Consider the following 22073-nt stretch of genomic DNA (forward strand, 5'->3'; position numbering starts at 1 on the left):
GCACTGGGAGAGCCCGGTCGGTCAGGCCAGGTCGTTGGGCTCCGTGGCCGGGTCGAGAGGGGCCCCGGAGCGGTAGGCCGCACGCCCGAGGGCGTTGGAGGCGACCGAGCTCATGATGACGAAGCCCGCGACGGCCACGATGAGCTTGACGAGGTCGACCACGGTGAAGCCGTGCACCTGCACGTTGTGGAGGTAGACGCCGGTCACCATCCACGGCATACCCATGCCGGTCGCCCCGGACAGGACGTTGATCCGGGACAACCCGTCGCGGGCCCGCAGCATGGCGATGGCGCTGAGCAGGACGAAGATCGCGCCGCCGATGCACAGGACGCCGATGAGCAGGGTCAGCAGGAGGGTCATCGGCGCCCCCGGGTGAGGATCCGGGCGAGCGACACGGTGGCGAGGATGCCGATGAGCGCCGCGAGGGAGGCGACGTCGAGGAGCACGATCGACTCCGAGGCCATCCCGATCATGAGGAAGGTCCCGACCGCGCAGAAGTAGACGAGGTCGCTCACCGCGGCGACCGAGGCGTCGTCGCGGGCGGTCATGACGCGGGCCAGTCCGAGGACGGCGGCGAGCAGCAGGATCGCGACGGTGGTCCAGACGATGAGGGTCATGTGGGCTCCACCCCGCGCGTGCGGTCGCTGGCCGGCCGGCCGCGGGTCATGACGAGCAGCCGGCGCTCCATGTCACGCAGCTCGGCGACGAGGGACTCGCGGTCCTCGCAGTAGAGCGCGTGGACGTAGAGCGTCGGTGGGGTGTCGCCGGTGCGGGGCGCGATGCCCACGGTGACCGTGCCGGGGGTGATGGTGATCGAGGAGGCCATGGTGCTGATCTCCAGGTCGGTCTCGCAGTGCAGCGGGAGGGCCACGATGGCAGGCGACATGCGCAGCCCCGGGGTGATGACGTCGGCGCCGATGCGCAGCGCGCCGCGGATGACCTCGCTGGCGAGCCAGCCGCCGTAGACGGCCGTGCGGAACGGGTTGAGGATCATCCGGTCACCGCCCGGACATAGGGCTCGAGGTCGACGAGCCCGGCCGCGGCCCGGGTCGTGACCTCCATGATCGGGCCGGCCAGCACGAACATCGCGAGCTGGGTCAGCACGAGGACGAGCATCGGTGTCATGAGGCGGGGGGTGACGCGGATGTCGTCGGTCAGCCGGACCTTGGCGCTGCGGCCGGTCTCCGGCGAGTCGGGCAGGTAGTCCTCCATGTCCGGACCCCAGAAGACACCGACCCACAGCCGCTGCATCGCGACGAGCGACCCGAGGGCACCGACGAAGATCAGCGTGATGAAGACCGCCTGCCAGGCACCGCCGACCTGGGCCGAGGCCTGCACGAGGCCGACCTTGCCGAAGAAGCCGGAGCTGGGGGGCAGGCCGACGAGCGACAGGAGCGCCAGGGCATACCCGATCGTCAGCAGCTTGTCCCGGCGGATGATGCCTGACAGCCGCTCGTAGCGACCCGAGCCGTAGGTCTGCTCGATCGCGCCGGCGCCGAGGATGAGCGCCCCCATCGTGATGATGTGGTGGATCATGTAGAAGATCCCGGCGGCGAGGGAGAACTGCGTGAAGAGCAGCAGCCCGAGCAGGATGTGCCCCACTCCGGCGACCATCTGCCAGGACAGCGCGCGGCGCATGACCCGCTCCCCGAAGGTGCTGTAGGAGCCGACGACCAGCGAGAGGCCGACGAGCACGGCCAGGATCATGATCCACGGCGGCCGGCCGTCGTAGAGCGTCGAGGTGACGCGGTAGAGCGCGTAGAGGGCCACCTTGGTGTGCAGCGCCGAGAAGAGGCCCATGACGGCCGCCGAGGTCGCGGGATAGCTGCGCGGGAGCCACGTGTGCATCGGCACGACCGCGGCCTTGATCGAGAGCGCGAGCAGCACGACACCGGAGCTCAGCATCGTCCGCGGGTCGCTCCCGGCGCCGACGAGCAGCGCGAGGTTGACGGTCTCGGCGGTGGCGTAGACCAGGCCGACCCCGATGAGCAGGATCGTGCTCGTGAGCAGGTTGACGACGACGAAGGTCCGCCCCACACCGAGCCGCCGCCACGTGCCGGTCACCGCGATGAGCGCATAGCTGGGCAGCAGCATGACCTCGACGAAGACGAAGAGGTTGAAGAGGTCGCCGGTGAGGAAGGCGCCGTTGACCCCGCCGAGGAGCATGAGGACCAGGGGGGTCACGAGCCGGTAGCGGTTCTCCCCGGTGAGGGCCATGAACACCAGGCACATGAGCACGGTGAACGAGGTCACCAGGATCATCAGTGCGCTGAAGGTGTCGGAGACGAAGGGGATCGCGACGCCGGGCACGAAGGCGCCGACATTCTCGGCGAGCACCGGGGTGGTGCGGTGCTGCAGGAGCAGGTCGAGCCCGGCGGCCCCGGTGAGCACGGGGATGGCGAGCAGCCAGAACCGCTGCCAGGCCGCGTTGCGCCAGAGCACGGTCGCGGCCGCCGCCGCGATCGGCAGCGCGGCGAGCAGGGGGAGGAGGGCGGCGTTCATCATCGTCGGCGCATCTCCCCGGTCTCCGGCATGCGCTTGGTGTCGTCGTTGTGGCCGATGACGGCCATCGCGAGCATGAGCACGGTCACCGCCAGGGCGATGACGATGGCGGTGAGGACGAAGGCCTGGGGCAGGGGGTCCCCGGCGTCCGCGGCACCCGCCGCCTCGGGGAAGGGCTCACCGCGCCAGGCGGTCACGCCGGCGGAGAGGATGAGCAGGTTGGCGGCGTGCGCGAGGAGCGAGAGTCCGAAGATGATCCGGACCATGCCGCGCTGCAGCATGAGGTAGATGGCTCCGGCGGTGAGGACGCCGACGGTCAGCGGGATGATCACGGCGTGCCACCTCCGGGTCGGGGCGGGAGGTCCTGCTGGAGGTAGGTCGAGCCACGCCCCGGTATGCCGCGGCGCTCCTCGGCATACCGCTCGCCGCGGGAGGTGTCCATGGGGCCGCTGATCTCGCCCTCGACGGACTCGTCCGCGCGCTCGCGGGTGCCCTCGCGGCCACCGGTGGCGCCGAGCAGGTTGAAGGCCTCCATGACCAGCCCGAGGACCGCGAGGTAGACGCCGAGGTCGAAGACCATCGAGGTGGTCAGGTAGATGTCGAAGACGTAGGTGTGCAGCGGCTCGAGGAACGAGGCGTGGCCGAGCATCCCCCAGATGCCGGTGCCGACGGCGATGAGCACGCCCAGCGCGACGAGGCGCAGCGGGAGCCGCGGCGGGCCGACGGCGCGGTCCCGGGAGGTCGCGAGGTAGATGAGGGCGACGATCGCGGAGCCGACGAGCGCGGCGATGAAGCCGCCGCCGGGGGAGTTGTGGCCGCGGAAGAAGAGGATCGCGGAGATCGCCGCGAGCAGCGGGGCGGTGACGCGCACCATGAGCTGCATCGGGACGGCGTTGCCCCAGGACTCGGTCACGGCGCGGTATGCCGTGGAGCCGCGCTCGCGCAGCGGCACTTCGGGCGGGGCGACGTAGTTGCGGTCCTGCTCCGGCGGCGGGTCGAGGTAGGTATCGCGGACGGTCGAGAGGATCGCGACCATGGCGACCGCGGCCATGCCGAGCACGGTGAGCTCGCCGAAGGTGTCGAGGGCCCGGAACTCCACGAGGATGGTGTTGACGACGTTGTCGCCACTGGTCTCGACCGGACCCTCGGTGAGGTACCACAGAGCGATCTCGCTGCGGTCACGGCGGCCGGTGAGCGCCCAGGTGGCCACGCCGGCCGAGAGGCCGCCGACGAGCGCGAGCGAGAGGGCCGCCTTGTTGCCCCAGCGCGGGCCCCGGCCGAAGGTCAGCGGCAGCCGCTGCAGGACGAGCATGATCATGAGGACGGTCAGCGCCTCGACGAGCAGCTGCGTCATGCCGACGTCGGGTGCGCCGAGCGCGAAGATCTGGACGGTGACGGCAGCGCCCACCGTTGACAGGGCGACGACTGCGGCGAGCCGGGAGTTGGCCCGCACGAGCACCCCGACCGCCACCGCGATGATGACGAGGACGACGACGTCGATCGGGCTGACCAGCCCCTCCTGGACGGGCAGGAGGTGGCCCCCGGAGACGAGGACGGCCACGCCGCCGAGCACCAGGGCGGAGAAGGCGACGAACTGCACGGCCACGTGCCGCGTGGGGTTGTCGGCGCGGACCAGGGCGGCCAGGGCCTTGCCGACGTCGGCGGCCGTGTCGTTGATGACCCGGATGACGTCGGCGCCGTCGAAGGAGAAGGTGTCGTGCTCGCGGGCGGGGAAAAAGAAGCGTCGGCGCAGGATGACGAAGACGCCCACGCCGATGATGGCCAGCGAGGTGACCAGCTCGAGGTTGATGCCGTGCCAGAGCGCGAGGTGGGGGTGCGGCTCCTCGACGCCGGCGGGGAGCATCGCCGCCGTGGCCCGACCGACCGGGGTGTCGAGGATGCCGACGAAGAACGCGAGCGGCAGCCCCGCCACGATGGGCAGCGCAGCGAACGTGCCCAGTGCCCAGGGCGTCGTGTGCAGGGGGCGGTCCTCGGGCCACTTGGCCTGGCCTCGTCCGTCGTAGAAGCCGTTGAAGACGATCTTGGCGCAGTAGGCGAAGGTCAGGACCGCGGTGAGGGCCACGCCGAGGAAAGCCGCCCACGCGGCGAGCGCGCCGAAGGGCGACTCGAGCATCGAGGTGAGGATGCTCTCCTTGGAGACGAAGCCCAGCATGGGGGGCACCCCGGCCATCGAGGCGCAGCCGAGCACGGTGACCCAGAAGGCGATCGGCATCGCGCTGGAGAGCACGGGCAGGCGCCGCACGTCGCGGGTGCCGGCCGCGTGGTCGACGACGCCGACCATCATGAAGAGCCCCGACTTGAAGAGCGCGTGCGCGATGACGTGCAGCATCGCCGCGGCGAGGGCGTACTCCGTGCCCACCCCGATGGTGGCGACGATGAGCCCGAGCTGGCTGACCGTGGAGTAGGCCATGAGCTTCTTGAGGTCGGTCTTCTGCAGGGCGAACCAGCCGCCGATGCCGCAGGTCACCAGCCCGGTGGTGATGAGCAGGACGTTCCACACCGGCACGTCGTGGAAGGCCGGCGAGAAGCGCATGAGCAGGAAGATCCCGGCCTTGACCACGGCCGCGGCGTGGAGGTAGGCGCTGACCGGCGTCGCCGCGGCCATCGCGTCGGGCAGCCACACGTGGAAGGGGAACTGCGCCGACTTGGTGAAGGCCGCGAGGATGACCAGCAGGGCGATGGTGGCGGTGAACCCCGGGCTGGTGTCCCACACCTCGTGCGCGAGCGCCTCGGACAGCGTCGTGGTGCCGGTGCGGACGGCGATCGCCGTGACCGCGGCGAGCAGCCCGAGCCCCCCGAGGAAGGTGATGAGCAGGGTGCGCAGCGAGGCGGCCTCACCGGCATACCCCGAGCGGGCGATGAGGAAGAAGCTGGCGAGGCTGGTGAGCTCCCAGCACAGGAAGAGCAGGATGAGGTCGTCCGCCAGCACCAGCCCGACCATGGAGACGGTGAACATCGCCATGTAGAAGTAGAAGGTGAGGTTGCGTCCCGGCTTGAGGTATGCCGTGGAGTAGGCGAGCACGATCGCGCCGATGACCAGGGCGATGAAGGTGAAGATCGTGCCGAGGCCGTCGGCCCGCAGCGACAGCTCCAGGCCGAGGGTCGGCACCCAGGGGATGGACCAGGTGGGGGTCTCCCCAGCCATGACCTGCGTCGCGGCCGGCCAGTAGGCCGCCGCGGCCGCGAGGTAGAGCGCGGCGATCGGCCAGCCTGCGTGGCGTCCGAGGAAGCGCGTCAGGGGAAAGGTCGCGAGGACCGTCACCGCGGAGATGACCAGGGTCCACAGGAGGCTCATGGCAGACCCGCCCTGGACAGGCCGCTGCCAGTGGGGCAGCGGTCGGTCGGGCGGGACATGCGTCTCAGGTTACCAACCCCGCCGCGGTGCGCGTGCCCTCCATCGGACCCACGCACCGGCGGCGGCGAGGTCGGTCAGGCCTCGATGACGACCGGCACGACCAGCGGGTTGCGGCGGTGCTTGCGGAAGGCCCACCGCGAGACCGCGCGGGCGATGCGCTGCTCGAGCTCGTGGGGGTCGCCGATGCCCTGGCTGGCGGCTTCGGCGAGGGCCTTCTCGATCGCCGGGATCGCGGCGTCGAACATCTTCTCGTCGGTGCCCAGGCCGCGGGCCACGAAGTCCGGCGGCTCGGTCAGTGCACCGGTCTCGGCGTCGACGAGGGCGACGACGGTGACGGTGCCCTGCTGGCTGAGGGTGAGCCGGTCGCGCAGCTCGTCCTCGGTGACGTCGCCGACGGCGCCGGCCGAGACGTAGACGTAGCCGGCGCGGACCTTGCCCGTGACCTTGACCCGACCGTCGACGAGGTCGACGACCATGCCGTCGTCGACGACCACGACGTTGTCGGGGTGCATCCCGGTGGAGATGGCCAGGTCGGCGTTGGCCCGCAGGTGGCGCCACTCGCCGTGGACCGGCATGACGTTGCGCGGCTTGATGATGTTGTAGCAGTAGACGAGCTCGCCGGCGCTGGCGTGGCCGGAGACGTGGACCTTGGCGTTGCCCTGGTGGACGATCTTGGCGCCCCACCGGGTGAGGCCGTTGATGATCCGGGAGACGGCGTTCTCGTTGCCGGGGATGAGCGAGCTGGCGAGGAGCACGGTGTCGCCCTCGCCCACGTGGATCTGGTGGTCGCGGTTGGCCATCCGCGAGAGCGCCGCCATGGGCTCTCCCTGGGAGCCGGTGCAGACCAGCGTGACCTTGGTGGGGGGCAGGTTGTCGAGCTCCTTGACGTCGACGACGAGACCGCGCGGCACCTTGAGGTAGCCCAGGTCCTGGGCGATCTTCATGTTGCGCACCATCGAGCGGCCGACGAAGGCGACCTTGCGCTTGTGGGTGGCGGCCGCGTCGAGGACCTGCTGGATGCGGTGCACGTGGCTGGCGAAGCTGGAGACGACGATGCGCCCCGGGGCGGTCCGGAAGACGGTGTCGATCGCGGGGCCGAGGTCCTTCTCGGCGGTGGTGAAGCCGGGGACCTCGGCGTTGGTGGAGTCCACCATGAAGAGGTCGACCCCCTCCTCGCCCAGCCGGGCGAAGGCGCGCAGGTCGGTGATCCGGTCATCGAGCGGGAACTGGTCCATCTTGAAGTCGCCGGTGTGCAGCACCGACCCGGCGGAGGTCCGCACCATGACGGCCAGGCCGTCGGGGATCGAGTGGTTGACGGCGACGAACTCGCAGTCGAAGGGACCCAGCGAGAGCCGGTCGCCCTCGGCGACCTGGGTCGTCTTCGGCTTGATCCGGTGCTCCTTGAGCTTGGCGCTGATGAAGGCGAGCGTCAGACGGGAGCCGATGACGGGGATGTCCGCACGCTCGCGCAGGAGGTAGGGCACGCCGCCGATGTGGTCCTCGTGACCGTGGGTGAGCACGACGCCGACGACGTCCTGCCACCGGTCGGCCAGGAAGGAGAAGTCGGGCAGGATGACGTCCACCCCGGGCTGGTGCTCCTCGGGGAAGAGGACGCCGCAGTCGATGATGAGCAGCTTGCCGCGGTGCTCGAGCACGGCCATGTTGCGGCCGACCTCGCCGAGGCCACCGAGCGCCACCACCCTCAGGGCGTTACGGGGCAGCGAGGGCGGTGCCTTCAGCTCGGGGTGCGGGTGGCTCAACGGGTCTCCTTGGTTCGGTGGGGTGTGGCTGGGGCGGGCGGCGCCGGAGCGTGCCATACCTGCCCGAGCCTACGGGTGAACGCCTCCGCTCGGGCCGTCGAGGCCTTGAGCTCAGCGATGCGTCCCTCGGCGATGGCGTGGGTCTGGTGCACCAGGGTATGCGCTGCGGCACGGTCCCGGTCGCCGCTGGCGGGGTCGGCGAGGGTGTCGAAGGCGCCGAGCAGGTCGCGGATCTGCTCGATGGAGAAGCCCAGCGGCTTCATGGGCTTGATGAGCAGGAGCCGCTCGACCGCGGCGTCGTCGTAGAGCCGGAAGCCGCCCTCGGTCCGGTCGGTCGGCTCGACCAGCCCCATCTCCTCGTAGTAGCGGATGGTCCGGTGCGAGAGGCCGGTGCGCTCGGCGACGTCGCCGATGTGCACGAGAGGCCCCCTCACGTCGGTCACGAGGCATCCATGCCGTCGGCTCCGAACATGGGCAGCAGGCTACCCCTGGGCAGCTCTGACTCCACCGTTCCCATGCGCCACCGGTCGGTGAAGAGCGCGACCAGGGTGCCGTCCGTGCGGCGCAGCACCTCAGCCCCGTGCTTGCCGTCCACCACGGGCATGGCGCTCGGGGTGGTCCGGCGGGCGATGCCGTAGCCGAGCGGCTCGAGCACCGCCTGCGCCCCGAACTCGTGCTCGAGCCGGTGGGTGGCGACCTCGAACTGCATGGGTCCCACGGCCGCGAGCACGGGAGCCTGGGCGCCCCGGCGGTCGCTGACGAGCACCTGCACCACGCCCTCCTGGTCGAGCATGTCGATCCCGCGCCGGAACTGCTTGGAGCGCCCGGTCTCCCGGGCCCGCACGACAGCGAAGTGCTCGGGCGCGAACCGCGGCAGCGGCGGGTAGTGCACGGCCCTGCCCTCGTGCAGGGTGTCACCGACGTGCAGCGCATGGGCGTTGACCAGGCCGACGACGTCGCCGGGGTAGGCCTCGTCGATCGTCTCGCGCTCGCGGCCGAAGACGGACTGGGCATACTTCGTCTGGAACGGTCGCCCGGTGCCGGCGTGCGTGAGCACCATCCCTCGCTCGAAACGGCCGGAGCACACGCGCATGAAGGCGATCCGGTCCCGGTGGGAGCGGTCCATGCCGGTCTGGACCTTGAAGACGAAGCCGGACAACGGCCCGTCGACCGGCTGGGCGACGCCCTGCACGTCGGACCACGGCCCGGGCGGGGGCGCCAGGCGGGTGACCGCCTCCAGCAGCTCGGCCACGCCGAAGTTGATGACGGCGGCGGTGAACAGGACCGGGGTGGTCCGGGCGGCGAGGAACTCCTCCTGGTCGTGGACCTGACCGGAGGCGGTGAGCAGCTCCAGCTCCTCGGTGGCCGCGTGCCAGTCCTGGCCGTGGCGGCGCGCGGCCTCGCCTGCGTCCAGCTCCTCGCGCCCGGCGACCGTCGCTCCACCGGGGGTGCGGGTGAACTGCGTCATGCCACCGGTGGCGGCGTCGACCACGCCGCGGAAGTCGCCGGCGATGCCGACGGGCCAGTTCAGCGGGGTCGGGGTGACGCCGAGGCGCTGCTGGATCTCGTCGAGCAGCGCGAGCGGCTCCTGGCCGGGGCGGTCCCACTTGTTGATGACGGTGATGACCGGGGTGCGCCGCACCCGGCACGCCTCGAAGAGCTTGAGCGTCTGCGGCTCCAGCCCCTTGGCGGCATCCAGCAGCATGACGGCGCAGTCGACCGCCGAGAGCACCCGGTAGGTGTCCTCGGAGAAGTCGGCGTGACCGGGGGTGTCCAGCAGGTTGAGGACCACGTCGTCGACGGTGAGCTGCAGCACCGCGGAGGTGATGGAGATGCCCCGCGCCTGCTCCATCTCGAGCCAGTCGGAGACCGTGCCGCGGCGTGCGCCCTTGCCGTGCACGGCTCCGGCCTGGGCGATGGCCTGCGCGTGCAGCGCCAGCGCCTCGGTGAGCGTCGACTTCCCGGCGTCGGGGTGGGAGATGACGGCGAAGGTGCGGCGGCGGGAGGCCAGCGCCGGAACATCGCTCGAGGCGAGGGGGGACGACATACGCCCGAGTCTAACGCCGCGGTAGAGTTGGCCGTGCTGCGACGGTGACCACCCGTCGCCCTCCCGCGTCCCGGCCCCTGCCTGACGGACGCCTCCGACGCCGCCGTCGCCCCCGATCCCTGACCTGATCCCCGCCTGCCCGAGGAGCCCCATGACCGAGCCGACCACCGCCCCGGCGTCCGGGGGACGCCAGACCCCCGCCGTGCCCGAGGCCGGTGAGCGCGAGACCTCGACGCGCGCCGCACTGCGCCACCCGCGCCGCCTGCGCACCGAGGTCCTCGCCGGCCTCGTCGTCGCGCTCGCCCTCATCCCCGAGGCGATCTCCTTCTCCATCATCGCCGGGGTCGACCCGAGGGTGGGGCTCTTCTCCAGCTTCGTCATGGCCGTGACGATGGCCTTCGTCGGCGGCCGGCCCGCGATGATCACCGCCGCGACCGGCGCCGTGGCCCTGGTCATCGCCCCGGTGGCCAGGGAGTACGGCCTCGACTACTTCCTCGCGACCGTGCTGCTGGCCGGGGTGCTGCAGATCGTGTTGGCGGTCCTCGGGGTCGCCAAGCTCATGCGCTTCATCCCCCGGATGGTCATGGTGGGCTTCGTCAACGCCCTGGCGATCCTCATCTTCATGGCGCAGATCCCCTACCTCATCGACGTGCCGTGGCTCGTCTACCCGATGGTCGGGCTCGGCCTGCTCATCATGGTCGGGCTCCCGCGGCTGACGACGGTGGTGCCGGCCCCGCTCGTCGCGATCGTCGCCATCACCGCGCTGGCGTGGGCGGCCGGGTGGCAGCTGCCGGACGTCTCCGACCAGGGGGAGCTGCCCACCTCCCTGCCCGAGCTCCTCGTCCCGGACGTGCCGCTGACGCTGGAGACCCTGCGGATCATCGCCCCCTACGCCCTCGCCATGGCGCTCGTCGGCCTCCTGGAGTCCCTCATGACCGCCAAGCTGGTCGACGGGGTCACCGACACCCACTCCGACAAGACCCGCGAGAGCTGGGGCCTGGGCGTCGCCAACCTCGCCTCGGGGTTCTTCGGCGGCATGGGCGGCTGCGCGATGATCGGTCAGACGATGATCAACGTCAAGGTCGCCGGGGCGCGGACCAGGATCTCGACCTTCCTCGCCGGCGTCTTCCTGCTCGCGCTCGTGGTCGGTGCCGGCCCGGCCGTGGGCATGATCCCCATGGCCGCCCTCGTCGCGGTGATGATCATGGTCTCGGTCGCGACCTTCGACTGGCACAGCGTCCGGCCCGCCACGCTGCGCCGGATGCCGCACAGCGAGAACCTCGTCATGATCCTCACCGTCGTCGTGACGGTCGTCACGCACAACCTCGCGTATGGCGTCATCGTCGGGGTCAACGCGGCGATCATCCTCTTCGCCCGCCGGGTCGCCCACTTCGCCTCGGTCGACCGCGTCGCCGAGGCCGATGTCGACGGCGACGGGACCCCAGACGTGCGCACCTACGCGGTCTCCGGTGAGCTGTTCTTCGCCACGAGCAACGACCTCGTCTACCAGTTCGACTACGCGGGCGACCCGGCCCGGGTGGTGATCGACCTCTCCGACAGCCACATCTGGGACGCCTCCACCGTCGCCGCCCTCGACGCCGTGCAGACGAAGTACGCCCGCCTCGGCAAGGAGGTCACGATCGTCGGTCTCAACACGTCCTCCGCGGCCCGGCACGGGCAGCTGACCGGGCAGCTCGGCGAGGGTCACTGACGCCCGGGGAGGGGGAGGCGGGTGCGTCGGGCCCCGAGATGACGAAGGGCCGTCGACCTGCATCGCTGCAGGTGGACGGCCCTTGATCAGATGGTCGGGGTGACAGGATTTGAACCTGCGACCTCTTCGTCCCGAACGAAGCGCGCTACCAAGCTGCGCCACACCCCGTGGCCTCCGCGCGAGGCCGAGGGGGCCGCGCGCAGCGTCCGCAAGGATAGCCCACGGCCCTGGCCTGGGCTAAATCCGTCGTGCCTGTCGGTGGGGGCGTCTAGGTTGAGGAGATGGACGACGACGTCAGGGGATTCCTCCGTTCCTTCCGCTCGCTGGCGGAGGCGGCGCACCGCAGCACGGTGGACGAGGGCGGGGAGCCGCTCGGGGAGCGGATCACGGCATACCTCGGCACGACCGCGGCGCAGGTGGCGGTCGTCACCGAGGAGGTGGCCGGGCACCGCTTCGCCGACTGGGACGTCGCGCTGGCCGAGATCGCGGGCCGCGATCCCGAGGCGGAGGAGATCGGGGTCGGGGGCGGCGACCTGCGTCACCACCTCTCGCTCGCCGACCTCATCAGCGGCTCGCACGGTATGCCCTCGGTCGGTCAGGTCGACTACGTCTCGGTCGCTGTCGGACCGCACGAGCACCGGCGCGCGATGGGGGTGGGGCTCCGGCTGTTCCGTCACGGCGGGGTGCCCGTGGTGGTGCTGCAGCGCCGGGGCAACCCGCAGTACGGCCGCAACAGGGCGACCTTCGAGGTGCTGTGCGTCGACGACATGGCCCGCGACGCGGTGCTGGAGGAGCTGCGCGTCCTCTCCCTCGAGCGCAGCGTGCTGCGCGGCAAGGTCATCAGCTTCGAGTCCTCCGGATATGGCCCGGAGTCCGAGGGCGTCACCTTCTTCCCGCGACCGGACGTCGACGAGGGGGAGGTCATCCTGCCGCCGGGCTCGCTCGCCCGGATCACCGGGCACGTCAGCGGCATCGCCGAGCACGCCGCCACGCTGCGCCGCTACGGCCAGCACCTCAAGCGCGGGCTGCTCCTCTTCGGGCCCCCGGGCACGGGCAAGACGCACACCGTGCGGCACCTCATCGGGCGCAACCCCGAGCACACCGTGGTCCTGCTCGCGGGCGACTCGCTGCGCTTCATCTCCCTCGCCGCATCGCTCGCCCGGGCGTTGCAGCCGGCCGTCGTGGTGCTGGAGGACTGCGACCTCGTGGCGGAGGACCGCGGAATGGGTGACGTGGCCCGGCCCCTGCTCTTCGAGGTGCTGGACGCCATGGACGGGCTGGACGCCGACGCCGACGTGACCTTCCTGCTCACGACCAACCGTGCCGAGGCCCTGGAGCGGGCCCTCGTGCAACGCCCCGGCCGCGTCGACCTGGCGGTGGAGATCCCGCTGCCGGACGAGGCGGGGCGCCGCCGCCTCCTCGATCTCTACGCCGCCCAGCTCCCGCTGGCCGAGCAGACCCGGGCCGAGGTCGCCCGCCGCACCGAGGGCACGACCGCCTCCTTCGTCAAGGAGCTGGTGCGCCGCGCGGTGCTGGCGGCTGCCCTCGCCGACCAGGAGCCGCAGGACCGCCACCTCCTTGAGGCCCTCGACGGGCTGCTGGCCAGCCAGGACGAGCTCACCCGGGTGCTCCTGGGCCACGGCCGAGCAGACGACTCACCGGGAGCGGACTTCCCTGACGGCGGGGCGTCGGCGGACGCCCTCGACCTGATGGTCGAGGACGATCCCCTCAGCGAAGAACGCCAGGGCCGGGTCGGGCCGCCGTGAGGGTGAGCAGCGTCGCCTCGGGCCGGCAGCAGAAGCGGAACGGCGTGTAGGGGTTGCCGCCGAGCCCGGCCGACACGTGCAGCCAGGCTGCGTCGGCGGGTGCCGCGTCCGAGGGTGTCGCGCCCGCGCCGGGCCACCAGCGGGACAGTCCCGACGCCCGGGAGGTGTCGAGGTCGCAGTTGGTGACCAGGGCGCCATACCCCGGCACCCGCAGCTGGCCGCCGTGGGTATGCCCCGCGATGAGCAGGCCGGCGCCGTCCGCCGCCATCGGGTCGAGCACCCGTCGGTAGGGCGCGTGGGTCACACCGATCGTCAGGTCGGCCTCCGGGTCCGCCGGCGCGGACACCCGGGCGTAGTCGTCGAGGCCCAGGTGCGCGTCGTCGGTGCCGACCAGCTCCAGGTCGAGGCCACCGACCGGCAGCCGCACCCGGCGGTGGGTGAGGTCGGCCCAGCCGCGGGCCGTGAGCCCGTCGACGAGATCCTGGGTCGGGAGCCGCAGGGGGGTGAGGTCGGCACCCTTGCGGTGGCTGTCGTTGACATACCGCAGCGGGTTCTTGCGCGTGGGCGGGTAGTAGTCGTTGGAGCCGAGCACGAAGGCTCCCGGGCGGTCCAGGAGCGCGCCGTAGGTCTCGAGCGCCGCGGGCACGGCGTCCATGGCCGCCAGGTGGTCACCGGTGTGGATGACGAGGTCGGGCTGGAGGTCGGCCAGGCCGCGCACCCAGTCACGCTTGCGGGTCTGCCGGGGCACGAGGTGCAGGTCCGACAGGTGCAGCACGCGCAGGTCGCGCGACCCGACCGGCAGGCACGGCACGGTCTGCTCCCGGAGGGCGAACCAGCGTGGCTCGACCCAGGTGGCGTAGGCCGCCACCCCGGCTCCCAGGCCGAGCGTCGTGGCCACCGCGCGGGCGAGGTCGCCGCCGACCGCGCGTCCGCTCACGCCAGTCCCAGGTCGATAGCCCCGCACCTGCGTGCGGTGGCCCGAGATCCCGGCGCCGGGGTGGAGATCATCCGGCGAGGGCCTGCCTGACGGCGGCGGCGACCCGGCCGCCCTCGGCGCGGCCCCCGACCCGGGGCTGCAGGACCTTCATCACCTGGCCCATGCCGCGCAGGTCGGTCGCGCCGGTCTCGGCGACGGCCGCGCGGGCCAGCTCGACCAGCTCCGCATCGCTCAGCTGCTCCGGGAGGTAGGCCTCGAGCACCGCCAGCTCGGCCTCCTCCTGGGCGGCCAGCTCCGGGCGGCCGGCGCCGGTGTAGGCATCCGAGGCCTCGCGGCGCTTCTTGGCCTCCTTGGCGATGACCTTGAGCACCTCGTCGTCGGCCAGCTGGCGTGCCTCCTTGCCGGCGACCTCCTCGGTGGTCACGGCGGTCAGGGCCATGCGCAGCGTGCCCGCGCGCACCCTGTCCTGGGCGCGCATGGCGGCGGTGAGGTCCTGCTGGAGGGTGGCCTTGAGGCCGGTCTGCTCGCTCATGCGGTCAGTGTCTCATCGGGGCTTCGCCCACGCCCGTGCGCGGGCTGCCGCGCACCGTGGGAGAGGTGGAGGTGGCTCAGTCGTCCTGACCGGGAGGGTCGGTTCCCGGCGGCTCCTCGGGCGGTCCCGGGGTGGGTGCCGGCTCGGGCTCGGGCTCCTGCGTCGGCTCCGGCTCAGGCTCGGGCTCCTGCGTCGGCTCGGGCTCGGGCTCGGGTTCCGGCTCCTGTGTGGGCTGCGGCTGGGGTTGCGGCTGCGGCTGTGGCTGCGGCTGTGGCTGGGGTTGAGGCTGCCGGGGGGCCGGCTGCGGTTGCGGCTGGGGGAGGGCCGCGGCCTGCTGGAAGCCGGTGGAGACGTGCAGCGTCACCGGGTTGGAGGTCTGCACCGACGAGCCCACACCCGGGGTGGTGTAGACGACGGTGCCCTCGGGCTGGCTCGAGGAGACCCGGACGACGCTGCCGGTCAGGCCGGCGTCCTCGAGCCGCTCCTGCGCCTCGTCCACCGGCATACCGACGACGCGGGGGATCGTCACCCGCTTGCCGTTGAGGATCTCCGCGGAGGGCTCGTCCCAGTCCTCGATCTCCATCCCCTCGGAGGCGGTATCCATGATCCGCTTCCACGTCGGGGCCGCGAGCGAGGAACCGAAGAGCGGACCCTCGATGAACTCGCCGCCGATGGTGATGTCGACCAGGTCGTCGCCGTAGCGGGCGCCGCCCGGGACGTTGCCGACGAAGACCGCGGTCGACAGCTGCGGGGTGAAGCCGGCGAACCACGTGCTCGTCGAGTCGTTGTTGGTGCCGGTCTTGCCGCCCGCGGGGCGCTCGCCCTCGAGGATCGCGCGCCACCCCGAGCCATCGATGCTCAGGACGCCCCCGAGGAGCTCGACGGCGCCGAGGGCGACGTCCTCCTCGATGACCCGCTCACACTCCGGGAGATCCAGCGGCAGCTCCTCACCGTTGGCGTCGGTCACCTTGGTCACCGGCACCGGCGGGCAGTAGATCCCGCCGGAGGCGAAGGTGGCGTAGGACGTGGCCACGGTCAGCGGGCTCGCCGTGTCGGCGCCGAGCACCAGTGAGGGAGCCAGCGTCGTGTCGGCGTTGCCCGGGTCGAGCCCGTAGTCCTGGCCGTTGGCCGCGTGCAGGCCCATCTCGGTCATGGTGTCCGCGATGTCGCACGTCCCGACCTGCGAGGCCAGCGTGGCGAAGGCGGTGTTGACCGACAGGGCCGAGGCCTTACGCAGCGTGATCTCGGGCACGTGGTTCTCGTCGTTGGCGTTGCGGACCGCCCAGTGGTCCTCACCGATGGTGCAGCCCTCCTCGAAGTCGTCCCGGAAGAAGATGCCGGCCGGGAAGACCTCGTCGGCCGGGGGGTATGACGTGGGCCGGTCCTCGGGGTCCTCGAGCCAGACGTTGCCCATGGCGCTGTCCTGCGGCTCGCGCACCCGGATGTCGGCCTCGACCGGCACGCCCTTCTCCAGTGCGTCGACCAGGGTGTAGGCCTTGGCGATCGAACCGATCGCCATACCTCCCGGACCGCCGTAGGCGTTGTCGACATTCCAGTTGACCGAGGTGGTCTGGACTTTGTCCTGGCTCTCGTCGAAGGAGTACTCGCTGGACTGGTTGAAGGCCAGGATCTTGCCGGTGCCCGGCTCCACCACGCTGGCGGCCGACCCGAGGAAGTAGTCGTTGCCCTCCGGGGTGGCGTCGCGCAGGATGTCCTTGATCTCGGCGGACAGCTCGAGGTCCAGCGTGGTCTCGACCGTGAGGCCGTTGGTGGTGAGGTTCTCCAGCCGCTCGTCACGGGTCTTGCCGAGCGCGGGCTGCTCGAGCAGCCAGGCCTCCACGTAGTCGCAGAAGTAGGGGTTGCGCGAGCGCAGGCAGGAGCGCTGGCTGTCCCTGATCTCGAGCATGTCCTCGACCTTCACGGCGACGGCCTCGTCGTGCTCCTCCTGCGTGATCATGTCCTGGTCAAGCATGTTGCCCAGCACGACGTCGCGCCGCCCCTGAGCCAGCTCGGGGTTGGCCACCGGGTTGGTGTTGCTGGGCGAGCGCACGACCCCCGCCAGCAGCGCGGACTGTGCGACCGTGAGGTCCGCGGCGTCGACGTTGAAGTAGTGCCGGGCCGCCGCCTGGACGCCGTAGACATTGTCGCCGTAGAAGGCGAGGTTGAGGTAGCCGACGAGGATCTCGTCCTTGGTGAGCCGCTCCTCGAGGGTGATCGCATACTTCAGCTCGCGCAGCTTGCGGACGTAGCCCTCCATCCCCGACCGGGCCTGCGCCTGCGCGTAGGCCTCGGCGTCATCCTCCTTGAGCGCCTGCTGCAGCAGGGCCAGCTTGATGTACTGCTGGGTCAGGGTCGACCCGCCCTGGGTGGTGTCCGTCGTGGTGTTCTGGACCACCGCCCGGGCCAGCGCCTCGACATCGGCGCCACCGTGCTGGAAGAAGCGCTCGTCCTCGATCGCGACCTGCGCGTCCTTCATGTTCTGGCTGATCTCGTCGCTCTCGACGATGATGCGGTTCTGCTGGGCCGGCGTCGCGAGGATCGTGCCGTCCGCGGCGAGGATGCGGGACTGCTGGGCGAGCGGGTTCTGCTCCAGGTCGCCGGGGAGCTCCTCGAACATGCTGACCCCCTCGCGGGCGGCGAGCCCGCTGGCGCCCACCACGGGGGCGAGGAGTCCGGCGCCGATGATCCCCATGAGGATCGAGACGGCCAGGAAGACCCCCAGGAGCGAGGTCACCCGTGCGACAGTGAGAGCAGAGCGCATACCAGACACCGTACGTGAGATTTCTGAGAGGTCCCGGCTCCTCGCCGGCGGGGCCGGGGCACGCACGTGACCAGCGCCTCCGAGGTCGCCCGGTAGGGTCGGGGCATGACTGTGCAGCAGTGGGAGTACGCGACCGTTCCGCTCATGATCCACGCCACCAAGCAGATCCTCGACCAGTGGGGCGAGGACGGCTGGGAGCTCGTGCAGGTCGTGCCCGGCCCTGGCGACGGCAGCAACCTCGTCGCCTACCTCAAGCGCCCCAAGAACGCCTGAGGGTCCGGTATGACGTCCGACACCTCCGGTGCGGGAGTCGTCGAGCAGCGGCTGGCCGAGCTCGGTCACCGGGTGCCACCCGTCGCCGCCCCCGTGGCGGCCTACGTCCCGGCCGTGCAGCACGGCGACCTCGTCTTCACCTCCGGGCAGGTGCCCTTCGTCGACGGCCGCCTCGAGCAGACCGGCAAGGTCGGTGAGGGCGAGGGCCTGGTGTCGCCCGAGGACGCGGCCCGCCTCGCCGGGGTGTGCGCGCTCAACGCCATCGCCGCCGTGAAGTCTGTCGTCGGTGACCTGGACCGCGTCGTGCGCGTCGTCAAGGTCGTCGGCTACGTCGCGAGCGACCCCGGCTTCACCGGCCAGCCGGGTGTGCTCGACGGGGCCTCGCAGCTGCTCGGCCACGCCTTCGGCGACGCCGGGGTACACGCCCGTTCCGCGGTCGGTATGGCGGTTCTCCCGCTCGACGTCCCCGTCGAGGTGGAGATCGTCGTCGCCGTCCGCGAGTGACATGACCGGGCGCACGGGCACCGGAGCAGCGGCATACCGTGACTTCGCGGTGCCCGAGGTCATCGCCGAGCAGTCCCGTCGATGGCTGGCGCTGCCCGAGGAGCAGCGTGAGGTGGCCGCGCCGAGGGCGTCGGCGACCGTCATGCTCCTGCGGGAACGCGCACCGGGAGGGGGCCTCGAGGTCTTCGTGCTGCGCCGCGCCGCCGGCATGGCCTTCGCGGCCGGCATGATCGCCTTCCCCGGCGGCGGGGTCGACCCCCGTGATGCGGACGAGGACGTGCCCTGGGCGGGGCCGGGCGCCCAGGAGTGGGCCGCGCGACTGGGGACCGACGAGAGCGCCGCCCGACAGGTGGTGACCGCCGCCGCCCGCGAGGTCTTCGAGGAGTGCGGGGTGCTGCTGGCCGGACCCTCGCCGGCCGCGGTCGTCACCGATGTCCGCGACGAGGGGTGGCGCCGCGAGCGTGCCGGCCTCCTGGACCGCACCCACAACTTCGCGCAGGTGCTGGCCTGCCACGACCTCGTGCTGCGGACCGACCTGCTGGCGCTGCGAGGTCACTGGACGACGCCGGAGTGCGAGCCGCGACGCTACGACACGAGGTTCTTCGCCGCGCGCATGCCGGACGGACAGCTGGCCGACGACGAGAGCACCGAGGCGGAGGTGGCCTCCTGGCGTGCGCCGGCGGAGATCCTGACCGGGTACGCGGAGGGGCGCGACGTGCTGCTGCCGCCGACGCGGGTGATGCTCGAGGAGCTGGCGGAGGTCACCGATCTCGACGCCTGGCTCCGGGAGCCGGTGCCGGTGGTGCCGGTCCTGCCCGCACCGGTGGAGGTCGACGGCACCGTGCGGATGCGCATACGGCGGTAGGTGCGGGTCGCCCTGGCGGCACCGGGCCACCACGGTGAGAGGCTGGGCGCATGAGTGCTGTCGCCGATGCCGACTGGGCGGGTGGTCCCTGGGGTGAGCGCGCCCACGCCGTGCTCTGCCCCAACCCCTCGCCGATGACCCTGGACGGCACCAACACGTGGGTGCTGCTCGAGCCCGGGGGCGCCGAGGCGGTCGTCGTGGACCCCGGGCCGCTGCGCGAGGGCCACCTCGCCTCGGTGCTCGACCACGTCGAGCAACGGGGCGCCCGGGTGGCGCTGACGCTCCTGACACACGGCCACGCCGACCACGCCGAGTCCGCCGACCGGTGGGCGGAGCTCACCGGGGCTCCGGTGCGCCGCCGCGGCCGGGGCCATGACGACCTGGTGGACGGCGAACGCCTGGTCGTCGGCGGCCTCGAGCTGCTCGTCGTGCCCACCCCCGGTCACACGGCCGACTCGCTGTCCTTCCTCCTGCCTGCCGAGCAGGTGCTGCTCACCGGCGACACCGTCCTGGGCCGGGGCACCACCGTGGTCGCCTACCCGGACGGCGACCTCACGTCATACCTCGAGTCGTTGGAGCGGCTGCGCGGACTCACCGGCAACCGGGCCGCGACCAGCATCGCGCCCGGGCACGGACCGGTCGTCCCGGATGCCGCTGGGGTGGTGGAGCACTACTGGCGGCACCGGCACGCGCGCCTGGAGCAGGTCCGTGAGGCCGTCGCGCAGGTGCGGGGCGAGCCTGGTGACCTCGCCGACACGGTCGTGGAGCGGGTGTATGCCGACACCCCGCGCGCCGTATGGCCGGCCGCCCGGCTCTCGGTGCTCGCGCAGCTGGACTACCTCGGCGAGCTCGAGCGCTGATCCGCGCGCTCAGCGGGCCCGTCGGCGGAGCCGGTCGACGTCCATGAGGGTGACGGCCTTGGCGCCGAGGGTGACCCAGCCGCGCTGCGCGAAGTCGGCGAGGGCCTTGTTGACCGTCTCCCGGCTGGCGCCGACCAGCTGGGCGAGCTCCTCCTGGGTGAGGTCGTGGGCGACGACGAGCCCGGCGTCCGAGCGTCGGCCGAAGCGGTCGGACAGGTCGAGCAGGGCCTTGGCCACGCGGCCGGGCACGTCGGTGAAGACCAGGTCGGACAACCCCTCGTTGGTCTTGCGAAGACGATGGGCCAGGCCCGCCAGCATCTGCATCGCGACCTCCGGGTGACGACCGAGGAAGGCGCGCAACGCATCGTTGCCGAGGGAGATGAACTCGGTGTCGGACACGACGTAGGCGGTCGTGAGGCGCGGGCCGGGGTCGAAGAGGCTGAGCTCGCCGAACATCTCGCCCGGTCCGAGGACGGACAGCAGGCTCTCGCGGCCGTCCGAGGAGGCGCGCGACAGCTTCACCTTGCCGCGGGTGATGACATAGAGGGAGTCCCCCGGGTCCCCCTCGTGGAAGACGACGTCGCCCCGGGCCAATCGGTGGGGGCTCATCGAGTCCATGAGGCGGTCGGCCGTCGCGCCATCGAGCGCGGCGAACAACGGTGCTTTCATCACGACGTGCCGGTCCACCGCCTCATGGTGCCATGACCAGCGCAGGAATGGGCTGCGTCGGGGTGTCGGACCTCCCCTCTAGGCTGTGCTGGTGAGTGTCGACAGCGATCCCGCCGGTCCGGCTGACCAGACCCCGACGGGGGAGAGCGCGCTGGCGCTGACCCGTCGCGCGCGGCGGATGGCCCGCCTGCTGCAGGAGCGCTATCCCGACGCCCACTGCGAGCTGGACTTCGAGGACGCCTTCCAGCTGCTGGTCGCGACGGTGCTCTCCGCCCAGACGACGGATGTGCGGGTCAACGGGGTGACGCCCACGCTCTTCGCCCGTTTCCCCGACGCCCATGCCCTGGCGACGGCGGACCGTGCCGAGGTGGAGGCGATCATCCAGCCGACCGGTTTCTTCCGGGCCAAGACCGAGTCCCTGCTCAAGCTGGGCGCAGCCCTCGTGGAGAGGTTCGAGGGGCAGGTGCCTGCTCGACTCACCGACCTCGTCACCCTGCCGGGGGTCGGGCGCAAGACCGCCAACGTCGTGCTCGGCAACGCCTTCGACGTGCCGGGCATCACCGTCGACACCCACGTAGGGCGGCTGGCCCGACGCTTCGGCTGGACCGACGCGGAGGACCCGGTGGCGGTCGAGCACGCGGTGGGAGCGCTCTTCCCCCGCCGGGAGTGGACCCAGCTCTCCCACGTCCTGATCTTCCACGGCCGGCGCACGTGCCACGCGCGCAAGCCGGCCTGCGGTGCCTGCCCGGTGGCCCGGCTCTGCCCGGCCTACGGCGTGGGCGAGACCGACCCGGTCGCCGCCGCCGCGCTGGTGCGGACGGCTCCCCGGGCGTGAGCGTGCCCGCGCCGGAGGGCTGGTCGCCGCCGGGCTGGCTCACCGACCTGGCGGCAGTGCTTCCCGGGTTGCCCGGGGAGCGGTTCAGCAGGTTCCTGCCGCCACCGGAGGGAGGGCGCCGCCAGTCGGCGGTCCTCGTCCTCTTCGCCCCGGGGGTCGAGGATCCCGGTGATCCCGACGCCACCACGGTGGTCCTCACCGAGCGAGCCCACACCATGCGCTCGCACGCGGGTCAGCCGGCCTTCCCCGGGGGCGGCACCGAGGAGGGTGACCGCGACGCCGCCGGGACGGCGTTGCGGGAGGCGGCGGAGGAGGTGGGCCTCGACCCCTCGGGCGTGGACATCCTCGGTGAGCTGCCGACGCTGCACATCCCCGTGTCCGGCTACGACGTGACGCCGGTCCTGGGGTGGTGGCGGCGGCCCCACCCGGCATCGCTGTGGGCCAAGGACACCCGTGAGGTGGCCCGGGTCCTCCAGCCGGAGGTGCGCCGGCTCATCGACCCCGCGCAGCGGTTCCGGGTCCATCACCCCAGCGGTTTCGTCGGGCCGGCCTGGGATGTCGAGGGCCTGCTGGTGTGGGGGTTCACCGCCGGTGTCCTGGACCGGGTCCTCCACCTGGCCGGGATCGCCCCGGCCTGGCCGGACGCACCGACGAGGGAGCTCGAGCTGTGAGGGC

The 22073-nt window shown here is 71.9% G+C and carries 21 protein-coding genes and 1 tRNA gene; 8 read left to right on the forward strand and 14 right to left on the reverse strand.

Annotated elements, in window-relative coordinates; all coding sequences use genetic code 11:
* Positions 1 to 21: 21 nt before the first annotated feature.
* From FA582_RS02175 to FA582_RS02215, 9 genes are all read right to left on the reverse strand, one after another.
* Positions 22 to 360, reverse strand: coding sequence for a cation:proton antiporter (locus tag FA582_RS02175; RefSeq protein ID WP_010148271.1), 339 nt, complete (start codon positions 358 to 360; stop codon positions 22 to 24).
* Positions 357 to 617, reverse strand: coding sequence for a monovalent cation/H+ antiporter complex subunit F (locus FA582_RS02180; protein ID WP_010148270.1), 261 nt, complete (start codon positions 615 to 617; stop codon positions 357 to 359). The genes FA582_RS02175 and FA582_RS02180 overlap by 4 nt, the downstream gene beginning before the upstream one ends.
* The gene (locus FA582_RS02185) at positions 614 to 994 is read right to left on the reverse strand and encodes a Na+/H+ antiporter subunit E (RefSeq protein WP_010148269.1); all 381 of its coding nucleotides are present in this window, start codon (positions 992 to 994) and stop codon (positions 614 to 616) included. The genes FA582_RS02180 and FA582_RS02185 overlap by 4 nt, the downstream gene beginning before the upstream one ends.
* A complete protein-coding gene (locus FA582_RS02190; protein WP_337459782.1) occupies positions 991 to 2505 on the reverse strand; it encodes a monovalent cation/H+ antiporter subunit D family protein in 1515 nt (504 codons plus the stop codon). Before FA582_RS02190 ends, FA582_RS02185 begins: the two co-directional genes overlap by 4 nt.
* The gene (locus FA582_RS02195; RefSeq protein ID WP_010148267.1) at positions 2502 to 2834 is read right to left on the reverse strand and encodes a sodium:proton antiporter; all 333 of its coding nucleotides are present in this window, start codon (positions 2832 to 2834) and stop codon (positions 2502 to 2504) included. The genes FA582_RS02190 and FA582_RS02195 overlap by 4 nt, the downstream gene beginning before the upstream one ends.
* Positions 2831 to 5818 carry a DUF4040 family protein gene (locus tag FA582_RS02200; protein WP_010148265.1) on the reverse strand — a complete coding sequence of 996 codons (2988 nt, stop codon included), beginning with the start codon at positions 5816 to 5818 and terminating at the stop codon, positions 2831 to 2833. The genes FA582_RS02195 and FA582_RS02200 overlap by 4 nt, the downstream gene beginning before the upstream one ends.
* A gap of 134 nt (positions 5819 to 5952) precedes the next feature.
* Positions 5953 to 7638: a ribonuclease J gene (locus FA582_RS02205; protein WP_010148264.1), complete on the reverse strand. Its 1686-nt coding sequence runs from the start codon at positions 7636 to 7638 to the stop codon at positions 5953 to 5955.
* Entirely contained in the window at positions 7635 to 8081 is a 447-nt protein-coding gene (locus tag FA582_RS02210; protein ID WP_075812136.1) for a MerR family transcriptional regulator, read from the reverse strand. Before FA582_RS02210 ends, FA582_RS02205 begins: the two co-directional genes overlap by 4 nt.
* The gene (locus FA582_RS02215) at positions 8078 to 9685 is read right to left on the reverse strand and encodes a peptide chain release factor 3 (protein WP_010148262.1); all 1608 of its coding nucleotides are present in this window, start codon (positions 9683 to 9685) and stop codon (positions 8078 to 8080) included. Before FA582_RS02215 ends, FA582_RS02210 begins: the two co-directional genes overlap by 4 nt.
* 151 nt (positions 9686 to 9836) lie before the next feature.
* Between FA582_RS02215 and FA582_RS02220 the strand changes: the two genes are divergently transcribed.
* Complete coding sequence (locus FA582_RS02220) at positions 9837 to 11396, forward strand: SulP family inorganic anion transporter (RefSeq protein WP_010148261.1); 1560 nt, start codon at positions 9837 to 9839, stop codon at positions 11394 to 11396.
* Between the two features lie 91 nt (positions 11397 to 11487).
* Here FA582_RS02220 and FA582_RS02225 read toward each other — a convergent pair.
* Positions 11488 to 11564: transfer RNA gene (locus FA582_RS02225), tRNA-Pro, on the reverse strand.
* Positions 11565 to 11677: 113 nt separating this feature from the next.
* Here FA582_RS02225 and FA582_RS02230 point away from each other — a divergent pair.
* On the forward strand, positions 11678 to 13162 hold the full coding sequence (locus FA582_RS02230; RefSeq protein ID WP_010148260.1) for an ATP-binding protein: 1485 nt from the start codon (positions 11678 to 11680) through the stop codon (positions 13160 to 13162).
* Here FA582_RS02230 and FA582_RS02235 read toward each other — a convergent pair.
* The 3 genes from FA582_RS02235 to FA582_RS02245 form a co-directional block, all read right to left on the reverse strand.
* Positions 13125 to 14099, reverse strand: a complete 975-nt coding sequence (locus tag FA582_RS02235) for a metallophosphoesterase (protein ID WP_147899725.1) — start codon at positions 14097 to 14099, stop codon at positions 13125 to 13127. The two genes, FA582_RS02230 and FA582_RS02235, sit on opposite strands and share 38 nt — an antisense overlap.
* A 67-nt stretch (positions 14100 to 14166) precedes the next feature.
* On the reverse strand, positions 14167 to 14631 hold the full coding sequence (locus FA582_RS02240) for a GatB/YqeY domain-containing protein (protein ID WP_010148256.1): 465 nt from the start codon (positions 14629 to 14631) through the stop codon (positions 14167 to 14169).
* A 76-nt stretch (positions 14632 to 14707) separates the two neighbouring features.
* On the reverse strand, positions 14708 to 17365 hold the full coding sequence (locus FA582_RS02245; protein ID WP_051125193.1) for a transglycosylase domain-containing protein: 2658 nt from the start codon (positions 17363 to 17365) through the stop codon (positions 14708 to 14710).
* A gap of 132 nt (positions 17366 to 17497) precedes the next feature.
* On the opposite strand from FA582_RS02245, the gene FA582_RS02250 reads away from it, so the two are divergent.
* Genes FA582_RS02250 through FA582_RS02265 form a run of 4 tightly spaced genes read left to right on the forward strand, consistent with a single transcriptional unit; the run spans position 17498 to position 19894 of the window.
* Positions 17498 to 17665 carry a Sp36 family protein gene (locus FA582_RS02250; RefSeq protein WP_081480592.1) on the forward strand — a complete coding sequence of 56 codons (168 nt, stop codon included), beginning with the start codon at positions 17498 to 17500 and terminating at the stop codon, positions 17663 to 17665.
* A 9-nt stretch (positions 17666 to 17674) separates the two neighbouring features.
* Positions 17675 to 18169, forward strand: a complete 495-nt coding sequence (locus tag FA582_RS02255) for a RidA family protein (protein ID WP_010148252.1) — start codon at positions 17675 to 17677, stop codon at positions 18167 to 18169.
* Between the two features lies 1 nt (position 18170).
* A complete protein-coding gene (locus tag FA582_RS02260) occupies positions 18171 to 19034 on the forward strand; it encodes an NUDIX hydrolase (RefSeq protein ID WP_010148251.1) in 864 nt (287 codons plus the stop codon).
* A gap of 50 nt (positions 19035 to 19084) precedes the next feature.
* On the forward strand, positions 19085 to 19894 hold the full coding sequence (locus tag FA582_RS02265; RefSeq protein WP_010148250.1) for an MBL fold metallo-hydrolase: 810 nt from the start codon (positions 19085 to 19087) through the stop codon (positions 19892 to 19894).
* A 9-nt stretch (positions 19895 to 19903) separates the two neighbouring features.
* Here the strand turns inward: FA582_RS02265 and FA582_RS02270 are convergent, their stop codons facing one another.
* On the reverse strand, positions 19904 to 20581 hold the full coding sequence (locus FA582_RS02270) for a Crp/Fnr family transcriptional regulator (protein WP_010148249.1): 678 nt from the start codon (positions 20579 to 20581) through the stop codon (positions 19904 to 19906).
* Between the two features lie 73 nt (positions 20582 to 20654).
* On the opposite strand from FA582_RS02270, the gene nth reads away from it, so the two are divergent.
* On the forward strand, positions 20655 to 21398 hold the full coding sequence (gene nth / locus FA582_RS02275) for an endonuclease III (protein ID WP_010148248.1): 744 nt from the start codon (positions 20655 to 20657) through the stop codon (positions 21396 to 21398).
* On the forward strand, positions 21395 to 22069 hold the full coding sequence (locus tag FA582_RS02280) for an NUDIX hydrolase (protein ID WP_010148247.1): 675 nt from the start codon (positions 21395 to 21397) through the stop codon (positions 22067 to 22069). Before nth ends, FA582_RS02280 begins: the two co-directional genes overlap by 4 nt.
* Positions 22070 to 22073: the final 4 nt, after the last annotated feature.

It is taken from the genome of Serinicoccus profundi, assembly GCF_008001015.1.
Lineage (GTDB): Bacteria > Actinomycetota > Actinomycetes > Actinomycetales > Dermatophilaceae > Ornithinicoccus > Ornithinicoccus profundi.